General features: G+C 39.2%; 16 protein-coding genes and 2 pseudogenes. 17 read left to right on the forward strand and 1 reads right to left on the reverse strand.

Translation table 11 applies throughout. The features are described 5' to 3' along the window. The first annotated feature begins 2,174 nt into the window (after positions 1-2,174). A complete protein-coding gene (locus M5U24_RS03590) occupies positions 2,175-2,366 on the forward strand; it encodes an NAD(P)-binding domain-containing protein (protein ID WP_205713381.1) in 192 nt (63 codons plus the stop codon). Between the two features lie 58 nt (positions 2,367-2,424). Here the strand turns inward: M5U24_RS03590 and M5U24_RS03595 are convergent, their stop codons facing one another. Beyond that, positions 2,425-2,694, reverse strand: coding sequence for a hypothetical protein (locus M5U24_RS03595; protein ID WP_230405761.1), 270 nt, complete (start codon positions 2,692-2,694; stop codon positions 2,425-2,427). Positions 2,695-2,933: 239 nt separating this feature from the next. Between M5U24_RS03595 and M5U24_RS03600 the strand changes: the two genes are divergently transcribed. The 16 genes and pseudogenes from M5U24_RS03600 to M5U24_RS03675 all read left to right on the forward strand — a co-directional run bounded on the left by M5U24_RS03600 (position 2,934) and on the right by M5U24_RS03675 (position 15,865). Next, the gene (locus M5U24_RS03600; RefSeq protein WP_164994685.1) at positions 2,934-3,077 is read left to right on the forward strand and encodes a type II toxin-antitoxin system VapC family toxin; all 144 of its coding nucleotides are present in this window, start codon (positions 2,934-2,936) and stop codon (positions 3,075-3,077) included. A gap of 353 nt (positions 3,078-3,430) precedes the next feature. After that, the gene (locus tag M5U24_RS03605) at positions 3,431-4,138 is read left to right on the forward strand and encodes a GDP-mannose 4,6-dehydratase (protein WP_230405762.1); all 708 of its coding nucleotides are present in this window, start codon (positions 3,431-3,433) and stop codon (positions 4,136-4,138) included. A gap of 88 nt (positions 4,139-4,226) precedes the next feature. Beyond that, positions 4,227-5,329 (forward strand): annotated as a pseudogene (locus tag M5U24_RS03610) (IS4-like element ISCku3 family transposase). Positions 5,330-5,520: 191 nt separating this feature from the next. After that, a pseudogene (locus M5U24_RS03615) lies at positions 5,521-5,991 on the forward strand (GDP-mannose 4,6-dehydratase); the annotation flags it as partial. A gap of 346 nt (positions 5,992-6,337) precedes the next feature. Further along, entirely contained in the window at positions 6,338-7,177 is an 840-nt protein-coding gene (locus M5U24_RS03620) for an ABC transporter permease (RefSeq protein ID WP_164994687.1), read from the forward strand. 93 nt (positions 7,178-7,270) lie between these two features. After that, positions 7,271-8,341 (forward strand): mannose-1-phosphate guanylyltransferase, encoded by a 1,071-nt coding sequence (locus tag M5U24_RS03625; RefSeq protein ID WP_298201583.1) that lies wholly within the window; start codon positions 7,271-7,273, stop codon positions 8,339-8,341. Continuing rightward, complete coding sequence (locus M5U24_RS03630; RefSeq protein WP_298201626.1) at positions 8,298-8,693, forward strand: cupin domain-containing protein; 396 nt, start codon at positions 8,298-8,300, stop codon at positions 8,691-8,693. The genes M5U24_RS03625 and M5U24_RS03630 overlap by 44 nt, the downstream gene beginning before the upstream one ends. Beyond that, a complete protein-coding gene (locus tag M5U24_RS03635; RefSeq protein ID WP_261345353.1) occupies positions 8,671-8,805 on the forward strand; it encodes a hypothetical protein in 135 nt (44 codons plus the stop codon). The genes M5U24_RS03630 and M5U24_RS03635 overlap by 23 nt, the downstream gene beginning before the upstream one ends. Before the next feature lie 129 nt (positions 8,806-8,934). Next, positions 8,935-9,291, forward strand: coding sequence for a four helix bundle protein (locus M5U24_RS03640; protein ID WP_164994689.1), 357 nt, complete (start codon positions 8,935-8,937; stop codon positions 9,289-9,291). A gap of 103 nt (positions 9,292-9,394) precedes the next feature. Then, positions 9,395-10,738 (forward strand): ABC transporter ATP-binding protein, encoded by a 1,344-nt coding sequence (locus M5U24_RS03645; RefSeq protein WP_164994690.1) that lies wholly within the window; start codon positions 9,395-9,397, stop codon positions 10,736-10,738. 88 nt (positions 10,739-10,826) lie between these two features. Beyond that, positions 10,827-11,537 (forward strand): methyltransferase domain-containing protein, encoded by a 711-nt coding sequence (locus tag M5U24_RS03650; RefSeq protein ID WP_164994691.1) that lies wholly within the window; start codon positions 10,827-10,829, stop codon positions 11,535-11,537. Between the two features lie 94 nt (positions 11,538-11,631). Continuing rightward, positions 11,632-11,811 carry a hypothetical protein gene (locus tag M5U24_RS03655; protein WP_164994258.1) on the forward strand — a complete coding sequence of 60 codons (180 nt, stop codon included), beginning with the start codon at positions 11,632-11,634 and terminating at the stop codon, positions 11,809-11,811. Between the two features lie 11 nt (positions 11,812-11,822). Beyond that, the gene (locus M5U24_RS03660; protein ID WP_164994692.1) at positions 11,823-13,706 is read left to right on the forward strand and encodes an IS1634 family transposase; all 1,884 of its coding nucleotides are present in this window, start codon (positions 11,823-11,825) and stop codon (positions 13,704-13,706) included. Positions 13,707-13,753: 47 nt separating this feature from the next. After that, a complete protein-coding gene (locus M5U24_RS03665) occupies positions 13,754-14,689 on the forward strand; it encodes a Wzt carbohydrate-binding domain-containing protein (RefSeq protein WP_164994693.1) in 936 nt (311 codons plus the stop codon). A gap of 255 nt (positions 14,690-14,944) precedes the next feature. After that, positions 14,945-15,274 carry a hypothetical protein gene (locus M5U24_RS03670; RefSeq protein WP_298201589.1) on the forward strand — a complete coding sequence of 110 codons (330 nt, stop codon included), beginning with the start codon at positions 14,945-14,947 and terminating at the stop codon, positions 15,272-15,274. Between the two features lie 258 nt (positions 15,275-15,532). Further along, positions 15,533-15,865 carry a hypothetical protein gene (locus M5U24_RS03675; protein ID WP_298201591.1) on the forward strand — a complete coding sequence of 111 codons (333 nt, stop codon included), beginning with the start codon at positions 15,533-15,535 and terminating at the stop codon, positions 15,863-15,865. The last annotated feature ends 16 nt before the right edge of the window (positions 15,866-15,881 follow it).

Consider the following 15,881-nt stretch of genomic DNA (forward strand, 5'->3'; position numbering starts at 1 on the left):
TTCTGAAATACTCTTTTTAAATCCGTTCGCAAGTTTATGAAAAATGGGAAGTGTCCCCAATTCGTGCGCAAATATTGCACCATAATACAATAGAAAAAAAGGCATTCGTTTATCGTGTGCTTCATCCTTGTCAATATAATCCCCCAAATCACAATGCTTTCAAGCCGCGTTTGATTTTCTGCAAACTTTGCAAAGAAAAACAAATATAAAAAAGGCCTATCCTTTTGTTATTTGCCCAATTTACCATACTCTGAAACCCCTATTATTACTAACGTATAGTCAGATAACCAATTACAATAAATTTGAAATTATTAAACCATATTGGTATATCAATTGATTATTCATGGTTTTTGTAAGTTTCTCTTCGTGCCCCTTGTGTCCTGTATTCTTTGTACTACTATCCATCAACTTTTTGTTTTTAATACTCGTTTTTTCAAAAGACATAACCGTAAGGTATAGATTAGTAGAGACGCACGGCCGTGCGTCTCTAATAGTACATCGTTTCGTTAAAATGTGTACGTAAAAAAATGGTAACATTTTAGTCTTTTGAAAAACGTATTACCGATAAGCTCCGTAAGAGCAGCCTGTTTGTAGCAAAATAGGATATTATAACAGATCGTAGAGACAGGTTTGAAACCTGTCTCTGCAAGTAGGAGCGACCTGTCTCTTGTAAATCCATATTAAACAGGTCTGCCTGAATACGGACAGGCCGCTCCTACGGAGCTATTTACCTTATTGAATTTTATTGCGCTACAAACAGACCGCCCCTGACGGGGCTACATGGTATTTTTTCTATCTCGGGAATTTTTCAAACAACTAAAGTGTTACAAAAAATGTCATTGCGAGGAGTGGAGCGACGAAGCAATCTCTTGTTCCTAAAAGACTTAAGATTGCTTCGCTGTCGCTCACAATGACGGTATCAATGTAGATATTTTAATGAAACGCTATACAAGTTTGGAGTATTGGGGTTTTGGTAACAATTTAGTTTTTTGAGACCGTAGGGGCCAAGCATTTGCAAAATAACTGGCATAAATGCGTTCATGCCCGGACATGCAAATGCTTCACCCCCTGCACCGTGCGGCAAAACAATGTTATTATTGGAATTTTGTAACTATTCAGCGTAAACGATACACGGCTCGTTCCCAAACTCCAGTTTGGGAATGCATTTGTTCGAGAAACTCCGGTTTCTCGCCTGTTTACTGATAGATAGGGAATAAAATCACAGGGTTAAGACAGTTTGTAATTTGTAAAGTCAGCCCCTCACTGGAAACAACGTTTCCTGTGCAATTGTGTTCCCAAACAGATACTTCACTATGTTCAGTACAAGGTTTGGGAACGAGTTGCGTTCTGATCTCCGGTAGTTTTATAAATTACGCTGAATAGTTACGGAATTTTTCAAAAAACTAAAGTGTTACGTTTTTTGTCAATTGAATTTGTTTCGTATTTCGATATTCGTATTTCGAATTTGGTTGCAGCCAAAGGCCGCGCCAAGCCCTTTGTGGTTAAACTCTTTTTGGCTGCGTATGGCATAAAGCCCTGGAATTTTCTAAGATGCCGTAGCACTCGGTGCCCGGCAAATTGTCGACTGCTTACTGCTGACTTCTGACTGCCAGATTTATGCTGTATCCGTTAACTGGTTACATAAGTTATTCATGTAACTGAGAGGGACGAAGTCCCTGTAAATTAAATCAGCAGGCGCGACAGCCTGCCTGCTGGCAGGTATGTAAGTGAATGCATATGATCAATAGAGAAATTATTTGAGATTTGTGAGTTGTTTTTTATCGTAACACTTTATTTTTTTGAAAAATGTATTACCTATAAGCTCCGTAGGAGCAGCCTGTTTGTAGCAAAATAGAATATTATAACAGATCGTAGAGACAGGTTTGAAACCTGTCTCTGCAATTAGGAGCGACCTGTCTCTTGTAAATCCATATAAACAGGTCTGCCTGAATACGGACAGGCCGCTCCTACGGAGCTATTTATTCTATTGAATTTTATTGTGCTACAAACAGACCGCCCCTACCGGGGCTACATGGTATTTTTTCTATCCTGTGAATTTTTCAAAAAGCTAAAATGTTATTTTTTATATGTATTTATCCTTGCCCGCATTGCATAAACCCGCACTGCACTTTTGACTATATCTTTTGTAATCGCGAGGCTAAAACAAAATAACTATGGAACTAATCGAAAAGATTAAATCAAAAAAGGCGCATATTGGTATCATCGGACTCGGCTATGTTGGATTGCCGCTGGTCATTGAATTCTGCAAGGCAGGGTTTCAGGTTACAGGCTTAGACATTGATCCTGAAAAAGTAAAATTACTGAGTCAGGGCAAAAACTATACTCGAGGGGTTCACAAAATGTGATTCCAGAAATGCTATAACTATCTATATAAACAGAAGTTAAATGTAATTCTAGAAATCCCTATTTATAAACTCTTACAGTATATATTAAACATATTGATAGTTCACGGATCACGGGCACAGGATTGCATTTCACCCCCACCACGGATTTTTCTAAGTTATCGGCTATGGACTGTATCATCATCTGTGTACCGACACCGCTGGACAAATACCGTGAACCTGATATGTCATATGTCTTTAGCACAACGAAGACCATTGCCGGAAATATTTGTAAGTGACAGCTTATTGTCCTTGAATCTACTACATATCCCGGTACTACGGATGAGGACATGAGACCCATGCTTGAGGAGTCGGGGTTAAAAGCGGGCGAGTACTTTTTATGTGGGTGCATTCCCGATTTTTTGTAAAAAAGAAAGCCGATGGCGGATATTTTATTTGAATGTGTGTAAATTCATGAAGAGAGCATTTAAAATTATTCATTATAACGTGAACCCACCCCTAACCCCTCCAAGAGGGGAATACTTGGAATCCCTTCTTGGGAGGGGTTAGGGGTGGGTAAGGAGTTAGCTTATGGCTATGAAAAATTGCCGCCAAAATTTACAAAAAATCTGGAATGCTCCCTTGCCGATTGCAGATGTTTTAATTGCAGCCACAGTTCTTACGATGGATGTATCGGTATTGACTAAAAATAAGAAAGATTACCAATTTATTTAAGAGATAAAGTTGATACCTTATGATTGGAAAACTTAGGGTCTAGGATTCAAATTTGTAATTGATAATGATGGTGTCAAGAAGACAGGAATTCTGTCCCTGTTTTTCTAAAACTGTGGTAGCTAACCAAAGACTATGATGGTGCAGAGTCTTGAGTGGTAGTGGAAATGTCAAGAATCAAGACTTGACCCTATGTGATGTTTTTGGAATTTGATACTTGTCATTTGGAATTTGTTTGTATCTGTGGTAAGAAAACTATTTGTGTCTTAATGCCTTAGTGGCAAAAATTGGGGATGTGATAATTCGCCAACGTTCCGATTTTAGTAACATTTTTTATCATATAGTTAAAGTCCATTATGGAAGGAAATAAACAAAAAGATATGAAACGCGCCCTTATTACCGGAATCACTGGCCAGGATGGATCGTACCTTACTGAATTCCTTCTGTCAAAAGGTTATGAAGTCCATGGTCTCATTCGCAGGGCAAGTACCTTCAACACGGGGAGGATCGACCACCTCTATATAGATCCACACATTTCCGGTGTAAGATTATTTCTCCATTATGGTGATTTATCTGATGCAGGACAACTTGCCGGTCTTATTTACAACATCCAGCCAGAGGAGATATACCATCTGGGGGCACAAAGCCATGTAAGGGTGAGTTTCGATATGCCGGAATATACCGGAGACGTGTCAGCATTAGGGACGACACGGCTTCTTGAGGCAATTAGGAGGAGCGGCATAAAAACAAAGTTCTATCAGGCTTCTTCTTCAGAAATGTTTGGCGCCTCTCCTCCTCCACAAAATGAGAATGCCCCATTTTATCCCCGGAGCCCCTATGCGGCTGCAAAGGTCTATGCATACTGGATGGCGGTAAATTATCGTGAGGGGTACAACTTGTTTGCCTGCAATGGGATACTTTTCAACCATGAATCACCGAGAAGAGGAGAGACCTTTGTAACCAAAAAAATAACCAGGGCAGTTGCCAATATCCTTGCCGGAAACCAAAAAAAACTCTATCTGGGAAATCTGAATGCAAAAAGGGATTGGGGATTTGCCCCATAAGCGCTAACTTGTTTTATTGACAAATTTTATTCATCATGGTATTTTTATGTTAATTATCCCGCTAATCACTCTATAGGAGGATAAAGCCATGATGAGAGAAGATTGGGATCTTCTAAGAACTTTCTTCCCAAACGATTGGAAAAGTTTAGCCGTTGATACAAATGCTTTAAAAGGCTTGCGCAAGGATAAATCTGAAGAAAAGCTTCTTCGAACATTATTAATTCATTTAGGATGTGGCTATTCATTGCGTGAAACAGTAGTTCGAGCCAAGCGTGCTAACTTAGCAGATTTATCCGATGTTGCCTTATTAAAGCGATTAAAAAAGAGCAAAGAATGGCTATATAAATTATGTTTATCTTTATTCCGTGAGCGTGGCCTCCAAATTAATAAACGGAATAATTTTCATCTTCGCTTATTTGATGCAACAACAGTAAAGGAACCTGGGAAAACAGGAAGTCTTTGGCGCATTCATTATAGTATTGAGGTTCCTTCATTATCTTGCGATTTCTTTAAACTTACGGGAACTGAAGGAGAAGGCACAGGAGAATCTTTTCGGCAGTTTCCGATGAAAAAGATGATTATATTATAGCTGACAGAGGTTACTGTACTGGCCAAGGAATTCATCATGCAACAAGGAAAGGCGCTTATCTTAGCGTTAGAGTTAATTCGCAATCTCTACGGATATTCGGCGAAGAAAAGAAACCCTTTCCTTTATTGAAAGAAATCCAATATTTAAAAAGACCCCTTGCTATAAAATCATGGAACGTTTTTATTCCAAACGTTGATAATACTGAATATGTCAAAGGTCGTCTTTGTATAATACGCAAAACAGAAGAAGCCATTAAAATAGCTCATAAAAAACTTAAAAGACATGCAAGCAAAAAGGGCATTGAACTAAAACCGGAGACCCTTATTTATGCCAAGTACGTAATAGTATTCACAACGTTTCCTGAAAATCAATTTACCGCTTTTGATATCTTAGAATGGTATCGAGTTCGATGGCAAATTGAACTGGTCTTTAAAAGATTTAAACAAATAGCACAATTTGGACACTTACCTAAATACGATGATGATAGCTCAAAAGCTTGGCTTTATGGCAAACTATTCGTTGCTCTTTTGACAGAAAAACTAATAGATTTTGCTACGTCTTTTTCCCCCTGGGGATACTTCATTGTCAAGCAAGAAGACTAAAAGCAAATGGCGTGAATTTGCTTTTATGCTTAATCAAGTAAAACGGGCTATAGAACCAGCGTTATCATTACAGGAAGTTCTTAAGTGCTGGAATGACATTGCTTGTTCTTTAGCAGAAAATACAAGAATCCGAAAAACACAGATATCAAAATACTTCGAGCGCACCTAAAACAAGTTAGCGCTTATGGGGATTTGCCCCTGAGTATGTGGAAATGATGTGGCTAATGCTCCAGCAGGATTCGCCAGACGATTATGTCGTTGGCACAGGCGATAGTTATTCAGTGAGGGAGTTTGTAGGAAATGCTTTCCACTATGCCGGCGTTGAACTAGAATGGCAAGACAAGGGCGTAAATGAAAAAGGTATAATCAGTTCCTCCGCCTCAAACTTATCTATCGGAGATGTAGTTATAGAAATAGATCCAAAATATTTCAGGCCGACAGAGGTCGAATACCTGAAAGCAGATATTACGAAAGCAAGGACAAACCTTGGTTGGGAACCGAGAACAACGTTCGATGAACTTGTCAAGATAATGGTAGATTACGACATGAAGGTTTTGGGATTAGAACCGCCTGGTGAAGGAATGAAGGTGTCAAGGGACAAAGGCTTTAACTACACAAACCACGATTTTTCTTTGTATGAGAAAATTAAAGAAGGGTGTTAGTTAATAGTGATGAGTAATACCTAGCGTGGCAACGCCGCAACCAAATCGACACCTCTCTTTCACCTCCTTTTGAAGAAGAGGATAAATAGGAAGTAAAATACTTACACAACCGTATCCTCGTGAAACTCGTCCTCGTGTTATGGGGAACAGGGGGAAAGAAGTATTTATAGGGTAAACTCACATGAGCCAAAGGCCCATAAAAGGGCGTGGAAATACACCACTCGCCCTTAATCTTTCCCGTCAAGGGAGGAAAAGTTTCCTCGCCTCTTGTGGGGGGTGGGTCTGGGTGAGGGGTATTTTCGTACCAATACTATAGTAAGTTGTCAGGACAACGAGAGTGAAATAAATGAACGAGAACACAGATATAGAATATGACCTTATAATAGAGCCCGGGCGGGGCGTAAAGCATTACTGGCTTGACGTCTGGAAATATCGCGAACTTTTCGCCTTCCTTGCATGGCGTGATGTGCTCGTGAGATATAAACAAACAGTCATAGGAATCGCCTGGAGTATCATAAGGCCGTTTCTGACCATGATCGTATTTACCGTTATATTTGGGAAATTGGCCAAATTCCCGTCAGAAGGTGCCCCGTATGCCATTATGGTGTATGCGGCGATGTTGCCCTGGCAATTATTTGCAAACTCTTTATCGGAAAGCAGCAGTTCTCTTATCGGTAATGCAAATTTAATCTCCAAGGTCTATTTCCCCAGGCTCATTATTCCGGCGAGCGCCGTTATTGTGAGTCTCGTGGATTTTCTTATTTCATTTTCAATCTTGTTTGTGCTCATGATATGGTATAAATTTATCCCGGATTGGCGGATCGTAACCATCCCGTTGTTTTTATCACTTGCGCTGCTTGTTGCCCTTGGTTGTGGTTTCTGGATTTCTGCCTTGAATGTGAAGTACAGGGATTTTCGGTATGTTATTCCCTTTTTTATACAATTTGGCCTGTATATCTCACCGGTTGGCTTTAGCAGCGCCCTCATTCCCGAAAAGTGGAAATTGGTTTATTCCATGAACCCGATGGTAGGAGTTATAGATGGATTCAGGTGGGCTATCTTAGGAGCGGGTGTAAAGTTTTATTGGCCGGGCTTTCTGCTGTCGCTTGTGCTGACTGCAACTATACTAATTTCCGGTTTCTGGTATTTCCGCAAAACTGAAAAAACCTTTGCAGATGTGATATAGCAGGGCGCATGGCGCAAAGGGCATAGCGCGGGGGTGCAAAGGGCATAAAGAGAGATTGCATTCTTTATCAATAATACCTGAGGTTATCGTATCATGAAAACATTCATCCTTGCCGGTGGAGGAGGGGAAAGGCTTTGGCCTTTATCCAGAAATAATTTCCCGAAACAATTTTTAAAACTGAACGGAAGTATGTCCCTTTTACAGCAAACCGTTGACAGGCTTCTGGGCGCTGTTTCTCCGGAGGACATTATTGTCATAACAAACCATAACTACCAATTTCATGTCTCTTCGGCGCTGAATTCTCTGCCAGGTATGAATGGCTCTGTTTCCGGCGCACACACGATACTTGAGCCTTTGAGCAGGAATACAGCGCCCGCAATAGCGCTCGGAGTGAAATACTGTAAAGAAATACTTAGGTGCACGGAGGATGAAATAATATTTTTATCCCCCTCCGATCACATCATAAAACCGACGGAAGCATTTGCAGAACGGGTGAGGCATGCAGAAGAGATTGCCCAAAAAGGTTATATTGTAACCTTTGGTATAAAACCGGATAAGCCCGAGACGGGTTACGGGTATTTAAAGTTCAGCGATCAATCTTCAGGGAATTGTGCCAAAAAATTCTTTAAAGTGGAAAGATTTGCGGAGAAGCCTGACAGAGACACGGCAAAGCAATATATCCATGAGGGCAACTATTATTGGAATTCAGGCATGTTCGCCTTTAGTATACAAACAATAATGGAAGAACTTCAGAGGTATGCACCAGAAATAACTGAAATATACCATCTGGGTTATGAAGAAATGCTGCTGCAATTTCAACACATGCCCGATATCTCTATCGATTATGCTGTTATGGAAAAATCAGACAAGGTTGTGGCATTGCCATTTGATTTATACTGGAACGACGTCGGTTCGTGGGATTCTTTATTTGATATTCTTGACAAGGATGCGAATGGCAATGTGCTCCAGGGGGATGTTATGGCAATAGACACAAAAGACTCCTTTCTCCTGGGCAAAAAAAGACTCATTACCACCGTAGGCCTTGAAAACTGCCTTGTGGTAGAAACGGACGACGCCATACTGATAGCAAAAAAAGGGAGAGGCGCAAAAGGTAAAAGACATCGTAAAGAAACTCAGGGAAAATTCAAGACCGGAGGCCGTTGAACATGTTACTACTTACAGGCCGTGGGGAAGCTATACCGTGCTTGAAAATGGCCCGCGGTATAAAATAAAGCGGATCGTAGTAAACCCGAAGGAAAAGCTCAGCCTGCAAATGCATTATCACCGGTCAGAGCACTGGGTGGTGGTAAAAGGAAGCGCGAAGGTGACTACCGGTGATAAGGAGAGTTTTATCCATGAAAACGAATCGGCATATATACCGAAATCAACGATACACCGGCTTGAAAACCCCGGCAAAATACCCCTTGAAATAATTGAAGTGCAGAATGGTGAATATCTTGGGGAAGACGACATTGTTAGGTGTGACGATGTGTATGGCAGGACGCAAGGAGCATAGCGCAAAGAGCAAGGCGCATAGAGCAAAGAGCAAAGAGCAAAGAGCAAAGAGCAAGGCGCAAAGAGCAAAGAGCAAAGAGCAAGGCGCAAAGAGCAAAGAGCAAAGAGCATAGAGCAAAGAGCAAGGGCAAGAGCAAAGAGCAAAGAGCAAGGCGCAAAGAGCAAAGAGCAAAGAGCATAGAGCAAAGAGCATAGAGCATAGAGCATGGCACAATATATGCTTTGTGCTCCAGGAGAGTGAGATGGTTAGATTCAGATTTCAGGATATGGAAATATGGCAAATGGCAATAGAGATTGCCGATAAGCTTTTTGATATTGCTGACGAGCTTGATAAAAAAAGACTCTACCGTTTTTCAGAACAGCTTCGAGGAGCCGGAATGAGTATGTCTAACAACATCGCCGAAGGAAGCGGTTCAAATTCAGACAAGGAATTTTGTCAGTTCCTTAATATTGCTCGCCGATCAACTTTTGAAAATGCAAATATCCTGATATTATTACAAAGAAGAAGTTTTATCGATCAAGTAACTATGGATTCACTATTAGAAGGCCTGGATCATTTATGCAGAAAAATCACCAACTTTCAAAAATCCTTAAAATGATTTTTATTTTGCCCTGCGCCCTGCGCTCCGCCCTTTGCGCCCTGCGCCATGCACTCTGCTCTCTGCGCCATGCGCTTTCCGCTATGCTATTGGGAGTTGAACTATGAGTCACACCGTCATTAAAGTCGAAAATCTTTCAAAAAAATACACCATCCGCCACCAGCAAAATGGCAGCTACACTGCCCTGCGTGACGTCCTTGCCGACAAGGCGAGAATGGTGGGCAATAGAATGCTCTCTGCCCTCTGCTCTTTGCGCCCTGCGCCCTGCGCCCTGCCCTCTGCGCATAATCCTTCCCGCGAGGACTTCTGGGCGCTCAAAGACGTCTCCTTCGAGGTCAAGCAGGGCGAGGTTATTGGCATAATTGGACGTAACGGCGCCGGTAAATCTACGTTATTAAAGATATTAAGCAGAATTACAGAACCAACCACGGGTAGCGTTAAAATCAAGGGCAGAGTAGCAAGTCTGCTTGAGGTGGGGACGGGTTTCCACCCGGAGTTAACGGGCAGAGAAAACGTCTATCTCAATGGCGCCATTCTCGGCATGACAAAGGCAGAGATTAAAAAGAAGTTTGATGAGATTGTGGCATTTGCAGAAATTGAAAAATTCCTTGATACGCCAGTGAAGCGTTACTCAAGCGGGATGTATGTGCGGCTTGCTTTTGCAGTAGCGGCGCATCTTGAGCCGGAGATACTGATTGTAGATGAAGTTTTAGCGGTTGGGGATGCGCAGTTTCAAAAGAAGTGTTTGGGGAAGATGGGTGAAGTGGCAAAAGAAGGAAGAACCGTTATATTCGTAAGTCATAATATGCCTTCGGTTCAGAATCTTTGTAGCAGGGTCTTGTTAATGCAAAAAGGTTTACTTATATTGAGCAACAATCCTGATACAGTTATTTCAAATTATTTATCTAGTGGAGTGAATATTGAGTCTTCTGAAGTAGACCTGAATTTGCACCCTGGACGATCACGATCTAAAGAACCCGCATTGAAACAAGCATGGTGCTTAAATAAAGATAACACCAAATTCAATAAGATAATGATGGGAGAAAGTCTAAGGATATGTTTTCGATTTCGAAGTAGTCGTGCAATAAAATGCCCTTACTTTGGTTTCGGAATTGAAGATGGAAATGGTCGTCGTATTTTCTCCTTAAATAATTTAATGTCGCCAATAGAAAATAATTCTTTAAAACCAATCGATTCTGGTGTTGCTTGTCTTGAAATACCCTGTGTTCCCTTACTGCCAGGTACATACTTTGTTAGTTTGTCTTTGGTAGAAGACAACAATACGTGGGTGGATTTTGTTGAACGTGCAATTGCGTTTCAGGTTCAACCTGCCGATGTATATGGGTCAGGAAATATTCCACATAGCACGCATGGAGTTGTTTATGTTAACGGGCATATAAATTTTAATCCTGAAAATTTTACTATTAAGGGTTCATATACTAATTAGTTGGCAAAATATTGTGTATATTTTTTAAGGAAATTTTCTTGCAGATCAAATTTTATATGCTTTTCTTTTAATGACTATGATTTTATTGATGGCAAAAAAGCTAATTGATTTAGAGTTTGTATCATGGTTTAGAATCTATAAACCTGGTAATTACATTTTAACTAAAGAGAATGCCTACCTTCGTATTTTGCGGCGTCTTGGAGAATATATAAATGGTGTTACGTTAGCACGGCAAAACATAAATAGATTAAAACCCCAATTTCTTGTAGAAATAACTGGGGATGTTCTTGATATAGGAGGATTTGACGGAATTTTTAAAAATTATTACAAAAATGGTAAATATCTAAATGTAGATATAATTGATGGTCCGCAGATAGACCTAGTGGCAGACTTGGCAAATATGAAAGAAATTGAGTCTAATACTATAGGTGGAATTATTTGTGTTTCTGTTATTGAGCATACACTAAATCCTGAAAGTGCTATTCGAGAGATATATAGGTGTTTAAAGCCAGGCGGGAAAGCGTTCGTTTCCAGCCCATGGCTTTTTGAAATGCATATGATGCCGAATGATTATCTTAGGTTTTCGTCCTATATGTGCGAAAAATATTTTAATGCCTTTGATATAATTGGAGTTAATTATACAAATTCATATTTTGGGCTATTGGCACATATAGCTCAACATAACATATTTTTAAGACTTACATTTGGGTTAGCATTTTTTCTTGTTGATGCAGTGTGCAAAGATACGCCGAAGTGGGCCACCCAAATATCGTATATTTTACAGAAGCCACTTAAGTAATTGTCTAACAATGCAATTTTGCCGTCTTTGTTCTCAGTTGCTGAATTGTGATTTAAAAAGATTTATTAAATGCAAATAAATTTATAAATAGTTCATGATTATACATATTGAAGTGGGAACGGGTTTTCACCCGGAACTTACCGGCAGGGAAAACGTCTATCTCAATGGCGCCATTCTTGGCATGACAAAGGCAGAAATAAAACCCCCTTTCCGGAAAGATTTCAACAAAATCCTTATTTTAAGCGGGTTTCCACAAATTCAAAATAATATGTAGTCGCAGAATAAATGGCCTATTTATTAATACAAATCCTTTATAACCCTATAAATACTGACTTGACAAAATATTTTATTAATGATAGTGTAGTCAAAGAATATTGGGACTACATTATGCACCTTACTTATAGCGATTCTAAATACAAAGGGAAAACCTATAAATCTTACTCTATTGCCGAATCCTACAGGGATGGCAAAAAGGTCAGAAAAAGAATACTTTGGCCCATCGGGAAACTTTCCGATATTCAAGCCGAGCAAATCAAACTGATATGTAAAACAGTTGAAAACACAGATCAATTGCAGACTCAGCTCAAAGACGTTGCAGTCCTGGAAAGCAGGGCATATCTCGATATAGCCGTTGTTAATGAGTTGTGGAACCAGTGGCAGCTTGATCAGGCTTTTGACTACGATGTCACTGCAGGCGCCCTTCCTACCAATATGATTGCAAAGATACTGACTATTAACAGGTGCACCGATCCGTGTTCTCATTATTCCATTCCTCATTGGGCGAAAAAGAGCGCGCTGGAGGACATTCTTAAAATTGATCTTTCAGGCCTAAATGACGATAAAATCTATTATGAATTAGATAAAATACACAAAAACAAAATATCTATAGAGAACCACCTTTTTAACCAAACCTTCTGGAAACGTCCGGAATCCTATAAATTTATCAACTACGACCTAACTACTTCCTACTTTGTGGGATATAACTGTGATCTATCGGCATTTGGCAAGGGCAAAATAGAGTGTCATGGCAGGCGGCAGGTCTTACTGGGTGTTCTTATCAACTCTGAGGGATATCCTTTCAAATGGGATGTATTCCCCGGGAACACCGCTGAGGTAAAAACCCTCAAACAGAATATCAATGCCTGTAAAACCAGATTCAAATTGACTGATAAAAACGTCACCCTTGTATTTGACAGAGGCATAATCTCTGAGGACAATGCCAATTTGATAGAAGAAGCCAAACTCAAATACATCTCGGCATTGGATAGAAATCAGATACCCTCTTGCGGTGTCAGTTTAAAGTCTCTTAATGGGTTATCCATAGAAGATAAGGACGCCTCCGATATACCTATCCCGCAAGGGTTTTTAAACTATGATGATGAATTATACTACCATGACAATGGCGTCATAGGAAACAAGCGTTTTATTACCGGTTTTAATCCCACTTTATTTATAGAAGACCGCAATAATAGAGACGAGAAAATAACCTTTTTTAAGGATTATCTCAAAGAAGAGAATAAAAACCTTAAAAATGCCCAAAGAGACCGGCAATATGACGCAACAAAGAGCCGCATTGTAGATGAGCTGAAAAGGTTAAAGATTCATAAATATTTCGAAGACCCTGTTCTGACGTCCATCACCGTTACCCATAGACTGAAAAACGGGCAGGTCAAATCCGTCAAAAGTTTCAAAATAGAAATCAAGCTGTTAACTGATGTTATAGCCGCAGATAGATTGTTGGATGGCGTATGTGTTTTTATCACTAACCATACAGAACGGGAAGATGGAGGTGCGTTTAAAGCAAAACCCCAATCTATAGTTAGAGCCTATCGGGACAAGACAAAAATAGAAGATGTCTTTAAAAATGTAAAATCGTTCTTAAAAATCAGGCCCTTCTTTGTCAATACCGAGGCACATGTTAAAGCCGTCTATACTATCTGCATCCTGGCATATTTTATAAACCGTTATCTATCAAACCAACGAAAGGCAATAGGAGAAAAAGATTTTTTAAACTCAAAGGAACTCTATGCGCCGTTCAAAGATATAGATATCGCCACTCTTGAGGCTAAAAATACCGGTGAAACCTTAAAGAAAGCCGTGAAACTTCCCGCCGTCACACAAATGCTATTGGAAAAACCTGGAATGTCCAATGTTGTTTTCGGCCAGTAATTAAAAGACTTCCAAAAGACATGTAGTCGCAGAATCAATGTTTATAAGTGTTTGCCAAATTTGACCTTAGTAATTTCTTTCCGGAACATGGGATAAAAAGGAAGTTTGATGAGATCGTGGCATTTGCAGAAATCGAGAAATTCCTGGATACGCCTGTGAAGCGTTACTCAAGCGGGATGTACGTGCGGCTGGCGTTTGCTGTTGCGGCGCATCTGGAGCCGGAAATATTGGTGATAGATGAGGTGTTGGCCGTGGGGGATGCACAGTTTCAAAAGAAGTGTTTGGGGAAGATGGGTGAAGTGGCAAAAGAAGGAAGAACCGTTATATTCGTAAGTCATAATATGCCTTCGGTTCAGAATCTTTGTAGCAGGGTCTTGTTAATGCAAAAAGGTTTACTTATATTGAGCAACAATCCTGATACAGTTATTTCAAATTATTTATCTAGTGGAGTGAATATTGAGTCTTCTGAAGTAGACCTGAATTTGCACCCTGGACGATCACGATCTAAAGAACCCGCATTGAAACAAGCATGGTGCTTAAATAAAGATAACACCAAATTCAATAAGATAATGATGGGAGAAAGTCTAAGGATATGTTTTCGATTTCGAAGTAGTCGTGCAATAAAATGCCCTTACTTTGGTTTCGGAATTGAAGATGGAAATGGTCGTCGTATTTTCTCCTTAAATAATTTAATGTCGCCAATAGAAAATAATTCTTTAAAACCAATCGATTCTGGTGTTGCTTGTCTTGAAATACCCTGTGTTCCCTTACTGCCAGGTACATACTTTGTTAGTTTGTCTTTGGTAGAAGACAACAATACGTGGGTGGATTTTGTTGAACGTGCAATTGCGTTTCAGGTTCAACCTGCCGATGTATATGGGTCAGGAAATATTCCACATAGCACGCATGGAGTTGTTTATGTTAACGGGCATATAAATTTTAATCCTGAAAATTTTACTATTAAGGGTTCATATACTAATTAGTTGGCAAAATATTGTGTATATTTTTTAAGGAAATTTTCTTGCAGATCAAATTTTATATGCTTTTCTTTTAATGACTATGATTTTATTATGGACTACTTCTAGTTCATTGGTATGGAAATGATGGTCACTATGATTCAAAGTTCCTTATGTCCTTTTTCAATAGTGTAATTAATCGTTAATTTCCTTCGCTCTTCAACTAATTGATAGAAAACTAAAAATAAAAGGTTTTATAATCAAACAAGAACAATCAAAAGGATGGCAAAAAAGTTAATTGATTTAGAGTTTGTATCATGTGACTTATGTGGTTCAGAACGCTTTGTTGAACGTTACAAGAAACCAGATACATGGCTATGGCAACACGACTACGAATTCTCAGTGGTTGAATGTATGAATTGCGGTTTAGTATTTCTTGATCCAAGACCAACAAATGAATCAATGTCTCAGTTCTATCCGCATGATTATCACGAGAATAGAGATAGTAAAATTCATCATGAACGTTATAAAAACCAGTACAGTTATCTTGGTAATATAAATAATCATGGGAAAATGCTTGATATTGGCTGCGCTAGAGAGGGGATTGGCTAAATTTCTTTTATGACAAACATCCCTACTGGGAATTATATGGTTGTGATACTTTTTCTAAAAAGGTTAATTATGAAAATATAACCTTCACGAATGCTCCTTTGCCTTCTTGTAATTATAAATCAAATTATTTTGACATGATTACAGCATGGGCTGTCTTTGAACATCTGTATGAACCTATAGTCTATTTTACTGAAGTTAATAGAATACTAAAAAGAGGGGGTTCTTTTATATTCTTAGTTACCAATTCAGAAAGTCTTTATGGAAAATATTCGGATGTTGAAGATATTCCCAAGGCACACATATTATTTCTCTGAAAAAACGCTTTTGAAGTATGCTGGAATTGTTGGAATGAATGTAGAAGAAGTTGTTTATTCAAACGAAATATTTGATGGACGAGGATATAAAAACATAGAAATGCTATTCAGGAGAATGTTAGGTATTAGTTACTTAGCTATAAAAAATAAACGTATAAATCGCTTACAGTCTTTAACGATTAAGTTAGCCCATTTCTTTGACAAATTATTAAATAAAATAAATTTAGAAAAAAATAAACCCACAGGCATAATGATATGTCATTGGAAAAAAACCTAGATTTAGAGATAAATGA

This window comes from Candidatus Kuenenia sp., assembly GCF_027493735.1.
Lineage (GTDB): Bacteria > Planctomycetota > Brocadiia > Brocadiales > Brocadiaceae > Kuenenia > Kuenenia stuttgartiensis_A.

Bases quoted from the DNA above. Each gene is read 5' to 3' on its own strand.
- M5U24_RS03640 (WP_164994689.1), top strand. From the start codon at position 8,935: ATGGTTAGATTCAGATTTCAGGATATGGAAATATGGCAAATGGCAATA.
- M5U24_RS03605 (WP_230405762.1), top strand. From the start codon at position 3,431: ATGGAAGGAAATAAACAAAAAGATATGAAACGCGCCCTTATTACCGGA.
- M5U24_RS03590 (WP_205713381.1), top strand. From the start codon at position 2,175: ATGGAACTAATCGAAAAGATTAAATCAAAAAAGGCGCATATTGGTATC.
- M5U24_RS03645 (WP_164994690.1), top strand. From the start codon at position 9,395: ATGAGTCACACCGTCATTAAAGTCGAAAATCTTTCAAAAAAATACACC.
- M5U24_RS03660 (WP_164994692.1), top strand. From the start codon at position 11,823: ATGGCCTATTTATTAATACAAATCCTTTATAACCCTATAAATACTGAC.
- M5U24_RS03620 (WP_164994687.1), top strand. From the start codon at position 6,338: ATGAACGAGAACACAGATATAGAATATGACCTTATAATAGAGCCCGGG.
- M5U24_RS03650 (WP_164994691.1), top strand. From the start codon at position 10,827: ATGGCAAAAAAGCTAATTGATTTAGAGTTTGTATCATGGTTTAGAATC.
- M5U24_RS03635 (WP_261345353.1), top strand. From the start codon at position 8,671: ATGGCAGGACGCAAGGAGCATAGCGCAAAGAGCAAGGCGCATAGAGCA.
- M5U24_RS03655 (WP_164994258.1), top strand. From the start codon at position 11,632: ATGATTATACATATTGAAGTGGGAACGGGTTTTCACCCGGAACTTACC.
- M5U24_RS03625 (WP_298201583.1), top strand. From the start codon at position 7,271: ATGAAAACATTCATCCTTGCCGGTGGAGGAGGGGAAAGGCTTTGGCCT.
- M5U24_RS03670 (WP_298201589.1), top strand. From the start codon at position 14,945: ATGGCAAAAAAGTTAATTGATTTAGAGTTTGTATCATGTGACTTATGT.
- M5U24_RS03600 (WP_164994685.1), top strand. From the start codon at position 2,934: ATGGCTATGAAAAATTGCCGCCAAAATTTACAAAAAATCTGGAATGCT.
- M5U24_RS03595 (WP_230405761.1), bottom strand. From the start codon at position 2,694: ATGTCCTCATCCGTAGTACCGGGATATGTAGTAGATTCAAGGACAATA.
- M5U24_RS03675 (WP_298201591.1), top strand. From the start codon at position 15,533: ATGGAAAATATTCGGATGTTGAAGATATTCCCAAGGCACACATATTAT.